Raw genomic sequence first — 14077 nt, forward strand, 5'->3', positions numbered from 1 at the left:
TTTTTCTCCTAGAGCACGCTCTGAGCAAGCATTCTTACGCCGGTGATAAGCAGTACCACGGCAAATACTTTCTTGAGCTTTGCGGCATCCAGTTTGCTGGCCAGGCCAGCACCAACCGGTGCAAATAACACAGTAAGGGGGACAATGGCGGCAAAGCCAATTAAGTTCACCAGGCCAATGGTGCCGTCTGGGGCGTCAGCCGGGGCCTGGCCTAAAATCAGCATGGTCACGGCGGCCGGCAGTGAAATAATCAGACCGACGGCAGCGGCGGTGCCTACTGCCCGGTGGGCCGGGTAATTGCAAAACGTCAGGGTAGGCACGGTGAGTGTGCCACCGCCAATACCCACCATGGCGCTGAATAAACCAATGCAAATAGCGATAATGCGCTGGCCAAGGGCGCCGGGTAGGTCGTTAAACCAGGCACTTTTACTCCCGATAAACATATTTATGGCAGATAAGCTGGCAATGGTGCCAAACAGTAGGGTTAATACTTCACCGTTGACCTGGGTTACCGCGTAGCTGCCCAGCAACACCCCCAGCAGAATAAACGGACCCCAGCGTTTGAGCAGGTCGGTATCGACGTTGCCTTTTTTGCGGTGAGCATGAATAGAGCTCAGCGAAGTGGGAATGATAGTGGCCAGTGAGGTGGCGGTGGCTATCAGCATGGCAGAATCCGCCGACACGCCCAGCGCCTGAAACAGAAAATACAGTACCGGTACAATTACAATACCGCCACCCACGCCGAGCAAGCCAGCCAGAATCCCGGCAAACACGCCGGTAGCCATCAATGCCAGAATGGTGGGTAGTAATTCCATCAATGCATCCATTACTGTACTTCTCCTGATGAGGTATAAGGTTGTGCGAAGGCTTTGCCGTCGCTGCGCGGATCGGTGGCGGCTTCTGTGGTGTCATCCGTATGCAGGACTACAGCGCCCGCATGGCCCATGAGTTCGTTACAGGCATCTACCACCACCATGTCGTGACCGCGGGCCAGCAGATCTTCGCCAACGTATTCATTAAGGTCACGCTCAACTTTTAAGTTATGCGATTGATCGCCCCAGGTGCGACCAAGTAACCAGCGACCCAGGGCAATGGATTTGTCGAGTGGCTGATTATGGTAGACATACCGGCTGAACAAGGCGGCCTGAGTTTGCGGTTGGCCTTCGCCGCCCATGGTGCCGTAGCTGATGCGGCGGCCGTCATTAAGCTCAGCAAAGGCCGGATTTAAGGTATGAAACGGTTTTAAGCCGGGCTTGAGTTGTTGTAAGTGGCCGGGTGTCAGGCTGAACGACGTACCGCGGTTATTCCACACAATACCGGTTTGCGGGCTGACTACACCGCTGCCATATTCCCAGTATAAGCTTTGAATGTAGCTAACCATTCGTCCTTCATTGTCACAGGCCCCCATCCAGATGGTATCGCCAAGTTTGGCTTCAACAGGCCAGGGCAGGGCTTTATCCAGCTCAATGGCTGCGGCCATCTCATCGAGCGCTTCATCGCTCAGGAAGCTGTTGAGATCGACACTCAAACGGCCCGGATCGGTGAGGTATTCATTGCGTTTAATAAAGGCTTGCTTAGTACATTCAATCAGCAGGTGGACCATATCGGCATCGTTGTTACCCTGGCTGACCACGCGATCGTAAAGCGCCAGAATGATTAATGAGGCAATGCCCTGAGTAGGCGCTGGCAGATTGTAGAGTGTGCCTTTTGAGGTTGATACGCTTAATGGCGTCACCACTTTTGCTTCATACTGATTAAAGTCGCTTAAGCGGATAGGCGAACCCGCCGCTTCCAGATCCGCGGCCAGTTCACGGGCAATATCACCGTGATAAAAATCATTCAGACCGTTGTCTGCTAAACGTTGTAAGGTGTTGGCAAGCTTAGTGAGTTTAACAATTTTGCCTTTTTTAAGGGCCTTGCCCTTAATTAAAAACTGACCGAAATGTTCATCACCGGCTAAATCATCGAAGGTTTTGTAACTGGCATCCGACATACTCTGGGTCACTTCAATGCCCCAGTTCGCCTGACTGATGGCGGTGGCCAGTAAGTCCTGCAGCGGCATAGGCGATTGCCAGTTGGCACTGATCTCCAGGGCTTTTTGCCAGCCAGCCACAGCACCAGCCATGGTTAAAGCCGCTTTGCCTCCACGCGAGGGAATTGCATCCAGGCCCTGATAAAAATCGCTATCAGCCAGTCCGGCCGCCGTGCCGCAGGCGTCGATAGCAACCGGGGCTTTGCCCGGTTCACTGATCAGCCAGAAACCGTCACCACCGAGGCCGTTCATGTGCGGGTATTCCACCGCAATAGAGGCCGCTGCGGCCACCATGGCTTCAATGGCGGTGCCGCCGCGTTGCAGGATATCGTTGCCTACTGTCGATGCAGCATAGTGTGGCGCGGTAAAAGCAGTGTGTTGTTGTTTTGTCATGCTTTCTATTCTTATTCCGTAAGGGTACGAGCCAGAGCGAACAGGCTGGTTTCACTGCCCGCAGGGCCTATCAATGATAAGCCGCAGGGTGCGTCATTCAGGCGAAATAACGGCAAATGCAGTTGTGGTAAACCCGCCAGTCCGGCTAAGGCAGTTAATGATAATAATTGTTTGCGGTAGTCGGTCAGTTCGGCCGCACTGGCTGTTAACTGCGGTGCGCAGCCCGGTGTGGTGGGCAGTACAATGGCGCGGTTATCACTAAGCAGTGAAGCTAAAAGCTGACGTACCTGTTGTTGTATATGTGTTGCGTGTTCTACCTCGGCGTCGCTGATCTGCGCGCTTTGGTTAAATCGCTCGGCAATATCCGGTGCAAATACCGGCTGAGTGTTTGTAATCCACTCACCATGAGTTTGCCAAATCTCACGCCCCTGTAATACTCTGAATGCTTCAGCCAGCGGGAGCTGTTCCAACTGGCTGAAATCACCGTTTTGGTTAGCTATTGGCAGGTGCGCAAGCCATTGATTGGCGGCATTTGCCTGCTCACTGTTATCCACCGCCGTCTGGTAAATTACCAGAGGCGTCAGAGCCGGGGTATCAGTAACCGGTGAATCAAATAAGCAACTCATGCTGCGTTCGAGCACATCAAGGCTTTTTGCCATCACACCGATAGTATCGAAACCCGGCGCCAGGGCGACCAGGCCGTCGGTGCTGATGCGGCCGTGAGTAGGGCGCATGCCGTACAGTGCGTTATAACTGGCCGGTACACGAATGGAGCCGCCGGTATCGGTGCCCAGGCCAATGTCGGCCAAACCGGCCGATACTGCTACGGCCGAGCCACTTGATGAACCGCCGGGCAGGCGCTCCGGCGTTAACGGGTTTTGCGGCGTGCCGTAATGGATATTTTGCCCGTTTAAACTGTACGCCAGTTCGTCGGTAATGGTTTTTCCTGCCACCACGGCGCCAGCCGCTATCAGTTTAGTGACTGCGCTGGCCGTGGTGTCGGCATCGGCATGACTGGCCAGCCAGTCAGGATTACCTGCTGTGGTAGGTGTACCCTTGATAGCAAACAAGTCCTTAACTGCCACCCGCAGGCCCGACAGCGAAGTGACGCTATCGTTGACAGTTTCAGCACTGGCTGATGAATTAGCCTGTTCAGCAGGCACCACGTCGGGCGCTGGCTGCCAGACAAAAGGGGAACTAACGGTAAAATGATCCATGAAGTTTAATGTAACAGAAGGATGACTCTATGAAACAATTGTTTCACTGATAAGTCAAGTGAAACGTTTGTTAACAAGTTGTGTTTTATGTTAACGAAAGAGGAGTGTTTTGCGCGTTTAGTGGTTGGTCGTGGCAAGGTGCTTAAATTGCCAGTGGCAAAAGTGCTGAGCATCTTGGCAATTTTGCGCGCAGTCTGTATCGTAAAGTTATCACTCTTCTGCGCGTGACTGATTTTTATGGTTCGTTCACTGCTGCCAATTTCTGCACTGTTGTTGTCTGATGCGCTGTTACTGCTCGGTCATGGCTTACTGTTAACGCTATTGCCCGTGGCCGCCAATCAGCTCGGTTTTTCTGCCGTTGAAGTGGCGTTAACCGGCTCGGCCTATTTTCTTGGGATCATCGGCGGTTGTCTGGCGACGCCTTATGTACTGAAGCGGGTGGGTCATATCCGTGGTTTTGCGGTGCTGGCCTGTGCTTATCTTATTTTCACGTTGCTGTTTGCCTGGTTACAGTCGCTGGTGCTGTGGCTGCTACTGCGATTTGCTCTGGGGGCAGGGGTCTCCGGGCTGTATATGATTATTGAGAGCTGGCTCAATGAGCGCGCTGATGCAACCAACCGCGGTACGATTTTATCATTTTACTCAATGCTGAACTTGTTGATGATCACCCTGGCTCAACAGTTACTGCTGTTAGCGGATGTCAGTTATCCGTTACTGTTTAGTATTGCCGCCATCTTTATTGCATTGTCGATTATACCGGTATCGCTCACGCTGTCGCTGGCCCCGGCGAAAGTAAACAGTGTCCGGGTGAGTTTTAAAAAGGTCTGGCAGCATTCGCACATCGCCATGATAGGTGCGGTAATTCTGGGCCTGGTGACGGGGGCTTTTTGGTCGCTCGGGCCGGTGTATGCCGCCGAGAGCAACTTTACCAATGCTCAACTGGCAATGTTTATGTCGGCCACGGTTCTGGGGGGCGCCTGTTTTCAGATCCCGGTAGGGCGTTTCTCTGACCGTTACGACCGCCGAATCATTTTAATTTACAATGCGCTGGCGGGCGCAATGATATCACTGGCCATTGTTGTGGCGTCCTATTGGTCTGGTTTTGCTGGCTGGCCGGCGGCGCTACTGGCGTTTTTCTGGGGCGGTACCTGTATGACCTCTTACGCGATTTGTCTGGCCCATGTGAATGACAATGCCACGGCGAAGGATTTTCTGCCCATCGGCAGTGGAATGCTGATCACGTACGGTATCAGCTCTGCCATTGGTGGGCCGTTAGCTGCTTATCTGATGGGGATCATGGGCGCAAAAGGACTGTATGCTTACATGACATTTTTTCTGCTGTTATTTGCAGGCATTGTTATTCTGCGCCGTCGTAGCCACATCCTGCCCGATACCAGTGACACGCATCCTACGTTTCAGCCGTCAGCCGGTATTACTACGCCCATGGCGTTTGAGATTGATCCGCGCACCGAGCATGTCCCCCTGCAAGATGTCCCCCATCAGGACACACCGGTACAGCCGGAGAAGGCGGGGGTGGACTGATAAGCTAATAGACGCAGGCCCGCATAAAGCGATTGCAATAAGCAACCACACTTACTGCTGCGCTGATGTGTCGGGTTGGTGGCCTGGATTGCCCTTGAGATGGCTAAACCATTTCGGGGCGACTAGCGATTAACCGGCGCGTTTATTAGCCGCAGCGGTCAGGACACTTAACAAGAAAAGTCCCGCTGTTACCGCCAGCGACAACCACAGAGCGAGCTCACGTATTTCCCCGCTGCCAGCGAGTGCAGACGTCATCATATAGCTCCAGGGATACCAGACCCAGTATTGTGAACTGCCAATTTGTACAATGCCCATGGTGGCAATAACCGCCACCGAGAGGGGCACGATTATATTACCAAAACGCCAGCTCAGGGCATGTTGAATGACTAATACCGGCAGGCAAGTGAGTGCCAGAACAGGCAATGCCTCCAGTAATTGCATACCGAAATCAGGGGGCGGCGGCGCGCCGAATGCGCTTATCACAAACGTAGCCAGTACACCGCTTAGCCACAGCCATCCCATAGCAATCACGTTGAGCAGGGCGCCAAGCAGGAGCTTGGCAAAATAGAGCGAGCTCAGATTCACCGGCAGCGCCAGCATTAACCGCCAGCCCTCGTTTTTATGTTCATTACCGTTAATGGCGCCGGTGATCAGGGCAATAAACAATGGCAGCATAAAATAGCTCCACAATGCCAAAACGCCCATCCACCATTTTTGCCATGCTTCTGCGTCGAACTGACTGACGTCCTGGGATTTAAGGGCCAGCCCCATACAAAACAGCACCACCAACAGCGGCAGGGCGAACACCATCAGCAGGGTCGAGGTTCGCTTGAGTTTCAGGGTTTCCACCCTCAGCAGGTCAGCCGTGTGCCCCACGGTGTCAGTCAGTATTTTCATTGGTGAACCACTGTTCTAAAGAGCGTTTATTTTGATAGGATTGAAACAGTTCAATGCCTGCCCGGACCAGCACGGCATGCAATTGAGGTTGCTCATAACGGGCCAGATGTTCAACCTGCACCAGGGTGTTATTGATGGTTTTACTGGTATACCCATGTTGTTGTAGCACGGTCTGCGCCGCTTCGGCATCGGCGACTTCCAGACTCATATTGAACTGCTGGGCTGATTGCCAGGTGCTGATATCAGACTCAAAACGAATTCCGCCGTCTTTTAACACCGCAAAACGGCTGGCCATTTTTTCCACTTCATCGAGGTTATGAGTAGAAAAAAACACCGTGGTGCCGGTCGTGGCCGGCAGTGCTTTTAGCAATTCCCGGATATCCCTTATGCCGCTGGGGTCAAGGCCATTGGTGGGCTCATCAAGGATCAGTACCTCGGGGTCACCTAGCAGCGTATGGGCAATCGCCAGTCGTTGTTTCATGCCCAGTGAAAATTGCGCAATCACGCGTTTAGCAGCGTCCAGCATTGAGACGACCGACAATACCCGTCGGATTTCCGTTTTGGGCAGGCGTTTAATACGGCATCCGATCCCCAGAAACTCCTCGGCCGTTAAGTTTGGGTAGAGGCTGGGCGCTTCGATCAGGCCGCCAAGCCTGGCTAAAATACGGTAGTCAGGGACCACCCTGGACGTGCCGGGCAAGGGGACTTTGCGGCGGCCATAAAGGGATTCACCACAAATAGAGACACTGCCATTGTCGGGCGCTTCCAGACCGGTGAGCACCCGAATAGTCGTGGATTTCCCTTCGCCATTATTGCCCAGAAACGCAAATACACTGCCAAAAGGTACGGTCAGATTGAGCTGATTTAACACCGTTTTATCGGCATAGGCTTTGCTAATTTGATTCAGCACCAGGGCATGTTCGCCGCGGTTTTCGGATTGGCTCAGCATCCTTACTGACCCCTGTAAGAGTGATTAATGTGGTGACTGTCAGATTACCCAACTGTTGGCATAATGCAAAATAATGAATGTTTCAGGATATGAATTATTGCCGGCTATTCGGGATCGAGTTCACCCATTTGGGCATAAAGCTGACTGATAGTGGATACCCGGTGATCGCCCTCGTCACCTAACAAAGTGTAGGCCTGATTACACAGTACGGATACCAGACTCATTGGTGCGGCGTAACTGTCGAAAGCAAACTGGTTACCCAACTGACACACCAGCGTATGGCCAACGCGGTCCTGATATACCTGCCCGGTAGGGTCGGTCAGTAATATGGTTCGCTCTGGCGGCAATGCATCAATCATACGGGCAAAAATACGTGGTCGACGGCGAAAACCAAACACTACAATCACCTCATCTTCCGCCAAATCCATTAAGTCTTCACTCAGACTTTGTCCGGGCTGAGGGAGTAACCGTACATTGGGGCGGATCTGCTTAAGCTGCTGACGGCAGTGCAAGGCCACCGGATAACTGTTGCGATAGCCAATCAGGGTTATCCGCGGCGCCTCGGCCAGGATGGCCGCGATTTGGTTAATCTCCTCGGCCGGAATGGACTCCAGGGTGCGCTGCAGGTTACCGAGCTCGGCGGCAATGTAATCATGCTGAGTCAGGGTTTGCTTAACCGGAATTCCGGCATCGCGCTGAAGTACCACATCCTGTTTGGCATCCTGATGGGACGCATAGCCTAATTGACGAAACAAGCGGCTAACGGTGGCTTTGGAGGTATTGGTTTTTGCTGCAATTTCGGCAGTGGAGTCGCTGATGATGGTCAGCGGAAACTGTTGAAGGTAATTAGCGATAGCCCGGGCAGAGGGCGACAAGTCGGTATACTTGTCACGAATTCGCGCTAAAACACCATTATTATCAGCCACTTCTAAGTCCAGCAATTACGTGTATTTCATAATTAGTGTAGCGGACAAACTGGCAAAGGGGTATCTGTTTTTCGTTGCCTGAAAAAAGAGAGCGCCAACCGGCGCTCTCTTTGCATAGGGGGATTAAGCGTTAAGCATGGGAGAGCGTGGAGCTGCCATCATGCTTTGGCGACTTTTTTCCACTATCCTCGATAATCGACACTGCCGATTCCAAAGCTTCAAGTAACGTGGGGTAGGTAAGTATTTCCGCCGAAGAAGCGTTAACATTATCCAGCACTTCCCGTACTTTATCGGACGCACCACAAACCATCAGTTGCCGACCGGAGTTTTTCGCATCCGACGTTACCGTTTCAACGGCCATTGAAGCTGACACGTCCATGGTGGGTACCCTGGAAAAGTCCAGAATGAGCACCCTGGAGCCTGGTTTTACCCATTCGCGAACATGGTGTCCCAGGTCGGCCGCTGCCCCAAAGCTTAACGGACCGCCAAAACTAAAGATGCTGATTTTGCCTTTAGCTTTCTCCAGCAGGGCGTTTTCTTTAGGATCGTTAAGGGTATCCGGAATTTTTTTCAGTTCTTCAATTTGCAGCTGCGCAATCTGACGAACATAAGCCAGCGCAGCTAATACCACACCCACACCAACTGCGGTAATTAGGTCAACAAATACGGTCAGACCCAATACCAGCAACATCAGCGCGAAGTCCCAGCGAGGACCACTGTGAGCCCGTTTCAGGTAGCTCCAGTCAACAATATCCAGACCCACTTTTACCAGAATACCGGCAAGCACGGCATGAGGGATTGCGCTGGCCAGAGGACTCAGGCCCATTACAACGGCGAGTAGCACCATTGCATGCACCATCCCTGATAAACGCTCTTTACCCCCGCTGCGGATATTTACCACGGTACGCATAGTCGCACCCGCACCAGCGATACCACCAATTAAGCCTGCAACGGTGTTACCGATACCCTGACCAATAAGTTCTTTTGAACTGTCATGACGGGTACGGGTCATGTTGTCGGCAACCAGTGACGTTAACAGACTATCTATGGCGCCAAGAATCGCCAGAATAAACGCCGCTTCCAGTACTAACAACAAGGTGGAACTTTCAAACGTGGGTAAATGCAGACTCGGTAAGCCCGTTGGAATGTCGCCTAAAATGGGGACATTGGTAATAAACAGGCTGACAAGGGTACCGATAATTAACGCAGCCAGTGCGCCTGGTACATATTTACCCAGGCTGGCAGGCCATTTATAGGCTATCACCAGCGTACCGACTCCCAAAGCCAGTGTGGCAAAATTAATGTCTGCCAGGGCGGTAGGAATATAACCCAGCGCACCTAAAGTGCCGCCTGGTGGTTCATGGCCTAATAAGCGGCCAATTTGGAGGATGATAATAATCGCACCAATCCCCGACATAAAGCCGGAAATTACCGGGTAGGGCACCAGTCGGATATAGTTCCCGATGCCCAGAAAACCAAACAGGATCTGAAACAGACCGGCGAGTAAAACCGCGGTGAAGATAAGTTCTACGTTGCCGGATAAGCTGGCAAATAACCCTGCCAGTACGACTACCATGGGGCCGGTTGGACCGGAGATTTGTGACGGGGTACCACCAAACAATGCTGCAAAAAAGCCCACTGCAATAGCGCCGTACATACCTGCCATAGGGCCAACACCGGATGCCACACCCAGTGCCAGTGCCAGCGGCAGCGCTACAACACCGGCGGTTATACCACCGGTGATATCGCCACGAACATTAGCAAACAAGTTCTTCATGACTTTTCCTTAACTCTGGTTAGGATTCTTTGTGTTTAGACACCAGCTCAGCGGTATATTTCTCGTCCATCGTGCCGAACTCGCCGGTTTCTTCCTGGTAGCAGGTGACTTCTGCGGTTTCAATGTTGTAAAACCAGCCATGCAGTTTTACCTGACCGGTGGCAATTTTGGCCGCGACCGCAGGATGCGTCTTGATGTGCTGTAACTGTTGAACCACGTTTTCTTCGGTGACTAACTGCAGGTGGTCCTCAGCATTCAGGTCGTCACAGCCGCATTTCTCTTTGACTACTTCTGTGGCTACCCGGCAGTGGCCCAACCATTCTTTTACGTGAGGCAGGGCGGATAAACCTTCAGGGTTGATAGCCCCTTTCATTGCGCCGCAGTCAGAATGGCCACAAATTACAATGTGCGTAACGCCCAGCGCTGCAACAGCGAACTCGACCGACGCGGTCATGCCGCCGGTTTCGTTACTGTGTGGCGGGATAACGTTGCCGGCATTACGACAAATAAACAAATCACCTGGCTCGGTCTGAGTCACCAGGTTAGGGTCGATCCGTGAATCGGAACAGGTAATAAATAACACTTCCGGGTTTTGGCCGTTGGCGAGCTTCTTAAACGCGGCTTTTTTTTCCGGAAATACGTCCTTTTGAAATTTTGCTACGCCAGAAATGACATGATCCATACCAACTAACTCCTCGTCGTTTGTAAGATTTATGATTGTTAAAATATTGTTATATTATAGTCTCATAGAAGAATAGCGCACCTCGTGATAGCTAAAAGCTATAAGAAGGGGAGGTTTTCTTCAACTTAGGTGGGACAGATATAACAAAAAGGCAGCCGGATGGCTGCCTTTTACGTTAACGACGCTTTGTTAAATCGGCTAGGTTGGGATACCCGATTTAGCTGGCGTGGGATTAAAACTTGATGGTTTCGACCCGAATATTCTTGGTTTGTGCCTGGTCGATATAATCCTTAATCATTTCCTTCACGTCAAACGCAATGGATTTGGTATTGGAAAAATCCAGCACGACTTTGGAATTACCGGGAATCGAATTCAGTTTTTTCAAAATGCTTGGCTTGTTGAAAAATGATACGTCCTCGGCCAGCACAATGTGGTGAGTGGTTTCGCCGTGATCTTCGTTAATGGTCTCTTTAAACTGGTACGCATTAAGGAAACTGCTTTTCAGCGTAAAGAAGATACTCACGCCAAGGCCAGCAAACACACCGGTTAACAGGTCGGTAAAAATCATCACAGCAATGGTGGTTACAAACGGCAGGAATTGCTCCCAGCCATTTTGATACATGACTTTAAACATTACCGGTTTGGTTAGCTTATAGCCTACCACTATTAAAATTGCCGCCAGTGAGGCCAGCGGAATCAAATTCAGCATGGATGAAATGGCCAGCACTGCAACCAGCAGGAAGATACCGTGCAAAATGGCTGACACTTTAGTTTTACCGCCAAACGCGATATTGGCTGAACTTCTGACAATCACCTGAGTAATCGGCAGCCCCCCAACCAGACCGGAAATAATGTTGCCCAGTCCCTGCGCTTTTAGCTCGCGGTTGGTTGGCGTAACGTTTTTCTGCGGATCAAGTTTATCGGTAGCCTCTACACACAGCAGTGTTTCAATACTGGCCACCGCTGCCATGACAATAGCAATGGTTAACACATCCATATTGAACATTTGTGAGAAGTCGGGGAAAGCCAGTTCCTGAGTGAAGTCGCTAAAGCTGTTAATTACCGGCAATGAGACGAGCATACTGGGATCCAGTGGCGTACCGGCCTGACTCATCATGACAGAAGCCAGAATACCTAACAGTACTACGACAATCGGGCCCTGAATGAGCTGAAAGATTTTGTGACGAGGGACTAAAAATTTGTCCCAAATGACCAACAGCACCAACGACACGCCGGAAATCAGGATCGCGGCCGGTGACAGTAGTCCCAGTGCGTGCTCTATGGCAGAGAAGGTATTCTCACCATTCGCGTGCACAAAGGCTTCTTCGCCAAGGAAATCAGCGTGCCAGCCAAACAGGTAAGGAATTTGTTTAAGAATGATCAGTAAACCAATACCGGCAAGCATACCGGTAATCACTGAGGTCGGTATAAAATACGCAATGAAGCCGGCCCGGGCGAAACCCATAATTAGCTGAATAACACCGGATAACACCACGGCAACCAGGAATAATTCCCAGCTACCCAGTGTAGCGATGGCATCAAATACGATCACTGCGAGGCCCGCAGCCGGGCCACTAACGCCCAGCCGTGAACCACTGAATAGGCCAACCACAATACCGCCGACAATACCGGCAATAATACCTGAGAACAGTGGCGCACCAGAGGCGAGCGCTATCCCCAGACATAGCGGCAAAGCAACGAAAAACACCACGATACTCGCGGGTAAGTCGTTCTTTATTTCACTAAAAGATAAGTCCAGTTTCATTAGAAAAAATCCCTGCTATTTATTGGCAACCAGTTGCTCCTCGGCATCAAAAGCCGATTCCATCGGGACGAATTTGCCAGCTTTTTCATCGTAGTTAAGCACTTCAGCCGTCTCGATGTTATAGAACCAGCCGTGCAGTTTTACCTGGCCGGTTGCGATTTTAGCCGCTACTGCCGGGTGGGTGCGCAGGTGTTGCAGTTGTTGAACGACGTTTTCTTCAGTCACCAGTTGCAGGTGATCGTCTTTGTTCAGTGAATCACAACCACAACGCTCTTTGACTACGTCGGTCGCTACTCGGCAATGGCCCAGCCACTCTTTTACGTGCGGCAATGAGGTCAGGGCTTCCGGCGCAATAGCACCTTTCATGGCGCCACAGTCGGAGTGGCCACACACTACAATGTGAGTCACGCCCAGCGCGGCCACGGCAAATTCGATAGAAGCAGTCATACCGCCTGTTTGATTGCTGTGAGGCGGTACAACGTTACCGGCGTTACGGCAGATAAACAGGTCACCGGGTTCTGTTTGGGTAACCAGGTTAGGGTCGATACGTGAGTCTGAGCACGTAATGAAAAGCACTTCAGGATTTTGACCCGTGGCGAGCTTTTTAAATGCAGCTTTTTTTTCTGGAAAAACTTCTTGTTGGAATTTTGCAACACCAGAGATAACGTGGTCCATTTAGTCGCTCCTAAATATGAAGATAGAGAATGATATAAAATACCAAATCATTGTTACCTGATAGGTTAATAGAAAAATAGTTTACTTCGTGATAGTTTATGGCTATATGATGGCTCAATAATTTGGACTTTAGTTTATGGTCGCGTCAACCAAGTCAGTGACTTACACACAGTTTCGATACTTTGTCGCGCTGGCCCGGGAGTTAAGTTATCGCCGGGCAGCACAGGTGTTAGGGATCAGTCAGCCAACCCTGACCTCGCAAATCAATGTGCTGGAGAAAAGCCTCGGCATATCGCTGTTTGAACGCTCCCGTAGTGGTACGTTGCTGTCGCCTGAGGGCCGCGCGCTGTTGCCTTTGGCCGAAGATGTGCTGCAGTCGTCCATTCGATTTGAAGAAAAAGCGCGGGATATCGCCGGTGGCAATCAAACCACTTACCGACTGGGAGTGCCGCCCACGCTGGGTCCGTACCTGCTGCCATTTATACTGCCGCAATTACATAAACGTTACGCCAAGCTAAAGTTCTACGTGCGTGAAGCGGCGCCGACTCAACTGGTGCAGGGCCTGTTTGATGGTCATTTTGATATCATTATTTCGCCGGGTTCCCAGGAATCCTCACAACTGGTAGCCAGTAAACTGTTTATTGAACCGCTCAAGTTTGTGGTGCCCAGCGACCACCCTTTGTCGGGCCTTCGTTATATTGAGCCGGAGCAGATTCATGGCGAAACGGTACTGACGCTGGAAGAAGCGCACCATTTCCACCACCAGGTGCATGAGATCTGTATGAAAATCGGCGCGCAGGTTACCCGGGATTACGAGGGCACGAGTCTGGATACGCTCAGGCAAATGGTGGTGATGGGCATGGGCGTGGCCTTCTTACCGGGCCTATACGTACACTCAGAACTGCATCAGCCCGACGAGCTGCATGTGTGCGAACTTAAAGATACGCCTATTGAACGTCAGCATAATCTGGTGTGGCGGAATACCGCGCCAGGGCGGGTGTTTTTCCGCGAACTCGGTAATGAAATCCGGCGCATCTTATCTGATACCCTGGGCCACGCGATCAGGGTAGACAGTTAAACCGCTGTACAGGGTAATCCTTACCGAAAGTGGCTTCGTTTTTACCCATTCTGTTAGCAACGCTTGTATTGCTGCCGAGCAGGCGGTGACAGGTGCTGCTCCAACGCTTTGATTTTCCTTCCGTTATAGAATTGTTCTGCGATA

12 protein-coding genes are annotated in these 14077 nt (G+C 51.5%); 2 read left to right on the forward strand and 10 right to left on the reverse strand.

Features of this window, described 5'->3' with window-relative positions; all coding sequences use genetic code 11:
- Positions 1-8: 8 nt before the first annotated feature.
- The 3 genes from AC27IB_RS18475 to AC27IB_RS18485 are packed head-to-tail and all read right to left on the reverse strand — an operon-like array spanning position 9 to position 3642.
- Complete coding sequence (locus tag AC27IB_RS18475) at positions 9-827, reverse strand: sulfite exporter TauE/SafE family protein (RefSeq protein ID WP_296050828.1); 819 nt, start codon at positions 825-827, stop codon at positions 9-11.
- Entirely contained in the window at positions 827-2425 is a 1599-nt protein-coding gene (locus tag AC27IB_RS18480; RefSeq protein ID WP_487122785.1) for a gamma-glutamyltransferase family protein, read from the reverse strand. Before AC27IB_RS18480 ends, AC27IB_RS18475 begins: the two co-directional genes overlap by 1 nt.
- An 11-nt stretch (positions 2426-2436) precedes the next feature.
- A complete protein-coding gene (locus AC27IB_RS18485; RefSeq protein WP_487122787.1) occupies positions 2437-3642 on the reverse strand; it encodes an amidase in 1206 nt (401 codons plus the stop codon).
- A 237-nt stretch (positions 3643-3879) separates the two neighbouring features.
- On the opposite strand from AC27IB_RS18485, the gene AC27IB_RS18490 reads away from it, so the two are divergent.
- Entirely contained in the window at positions 3880-5184 is a 1305-nt protein-coding gene (locus AC27IB_RS18490) for an MFS transporter (protein ID WP_487122789.1), read from the forward strand.
- A 129-nt stretch (positions 5185-5313) separates the two neighbouring features.
- On the opposite strand, the gene AC27IB_RS18495 is transcribed toward AC27IB_RS18490, so the two are convergent.
- The 7 genes from AC27IB_RS18495 to AC27IB_RS18525 all read right to left on the reverse strand — a co-directional run bounded on the left by AC27IB_RS18495 (position 5314) and on the right by AC27IB_RS18525 (position 12855).
- Positions 5314-6081: an ABC transporter permease gene (locus AC27IB_RS18495; protein WP_487122791.1), complete on the reverse strand. Its 768-nt coding sequence runs from the start codon at positions 6079-6081 to the stop codon at positions 5314-5316.
- Positions 6065-7030 (reverse strand): ATP-binding cassette domain-containing protein, encoded by a 966-nt coding sequence (locus AC27IB_RS18500; protein ID WP_296050816.1) that lies wholly within the window; start codon positions 7028-7030, stop codon positions 6065-6067. Before AC27IB_RS18500 ends, AC27IB_RS18495 begins: the two co-directional genes overlap by 17 nt.
- Positions 7031-7134: 104 nt before the next feature.
- The gene (locus AC27IB_RS18505) at positions 7135-7956 is read right to left on the reverse strand and encodes a MurR/RpiR family transcriptional regulator (RefSeq protein ID WP_296050814.1); all 822 of its coding nucleotides are present in this window, start codon (positions 7954-7956) and stop codon (positions 7135-7137) included.
- Positions 7957-8086: 130 nt separating this feature from the next.
- Positions 8087-9733: a SulP family inorganic anion transporter gene (locus AC27IB_RS18510; protein WP_296050811.1), complete on the reverse strand. Its 1647-nt coding sequence runs from the start codon at positions 9731-9733 to the stop codon at positions 8087-8089.
- 19 nt (positions 9734-9752) lie between these two features.
- Complete coding sequence (locus AC27IB_RS18515; protein ID WP_296050809.1) at positions 9753-10415, reverse strand: carbonic anhydrase; 663 nt, start codon at positions 10413-10415, stop codon at positions 9753-9755.
- A 232-nt stretch (positions 10416-10647) separates the two neighbouring features.
- Positions 10648-12180 carry a SulP family inorganic anion transporter gene (locus tag AC27IB_RS18520; protein WP_296050806.1) on the reverse strand — a complete coding sequence of 511 codons (1533 nt, stop codon included), beginning with the start codon at positions 12178-12180 and terminating at the stop codon, positions 10648-10650.
- 15 nt (positions 12181-12195) lie between these two features.
- Positions 12196-12855: a carbonic anhydrase gene (locus AC27IB_RS18525; RefSeq protein WP_296050803.1), complete on the reverse strand. Its 660-nt coding sequence runs from the start codon at positions 12853-12855 to the stop codon at positions 12196-12198.
- Positions 12856-12991: 136 nt separating this feature from the next.
- On the opposite strand from AC27IB_RS18525, the gene AC27IB_RS18530 reads away from it, so the two are divergent.
- A complete protein-coding gene (locus tag AC27IB_RS18530; protein ID WP_296050801.1) occupies positions 12992-13933 on the forward strand; it encodes a hydrogen peroxide-inducible genes activator in 942 nt (313 codons plus the stop codon).
- The last annotated feature ends 144 nt before the right edge of the window (positions 13934-14077 follow it).

It is taken from the genome of Alteromonas sp. 4NH20-0104 (genome assembly GCF_057547795.1).

Excerpts from the sequence above, each read along its gene's own strand:
- AC27IB_RS18485 (WP_487122787.1), bottom strand. The coding sequence starts at position 3,642 with ATGGATCATTTTACCGTTAGTTCCCCTTTTGTCTGGCAGCCAGCGCCC.
- AC27IB_RS18475 (WP_296050828.1), bottom strand. The coding sequence starts at position 827 with ATGGATGCATTGATGGAATTACTACCCACCATTCTGGCATTGATGGCT.
- AC27IB_RS18520 (WP_296050806.1), bottom strand. The coding sequence starts at position 12,180 with ATGAAACTGGACTTATCTTTTAGTGAAATAAAGAACGACTTACCCGCG.
- AC27IB_RS18490 (WP_487122789.1), top strand. The coding sequence starts at position 3,880 with ATGGTTCGTTCACTGCTGCCAATTTCTGCACTGTTGTTGTCTGATGCG.
- AC27IB_RS18500 (WP_296050816.1), bottom strand. The coding sequence starts at position 7,030 with ATGCTGAGCCAATCCGAAAACCGCGGCGAACATGCCCTGGTGCTGAAT.
- AC27IB_RS18480 (WP_487122785.1), bottom strand. The coding sequence starts at position 2,425 with ATGACAAAACAACAACACACTGCTTTTACCGCGCCACACTATGCTGCA.
- AC27IB_RS18510 (WP_296050811.1), bottom strand. The coding sequence starts at position 9,733 with ATGAAGAACTTGTTTGCTAATGTTCGTGGCGATATCACCGGTGGTATA.
- AC27IB_RS18515 (WP_296050809.1), bottom strand. The coding sequence starts at position 10,415 with ATGGATCATGTCATTTCTGGCGTAGCAAAATTTCAAAAGGACGTATTT.
- AC27IB_RS18525 (WP_296050803.1), bottom strand. The coding sequence starts at position 12,855 with ATGGACCACGTTATCTCTGGTGTTGCAAAATTCCAACAAGAAGTTTTT.
- AC27IB_RS18530 (WP_296050801.1), top strand. The coding sequence starts at position 12,992 with ATGGTCGCGTCAACCAAGTCAGTGACTTACACACAGTTTCGATACTTT.
- AC27IB_RS18495 (WP_487122791.1), bottom strand. The coding sequence starts at position 6,081 with ATGAAAATACTGACTGACACCGTGGGGCACACGGCTGACCTGCTGAGG.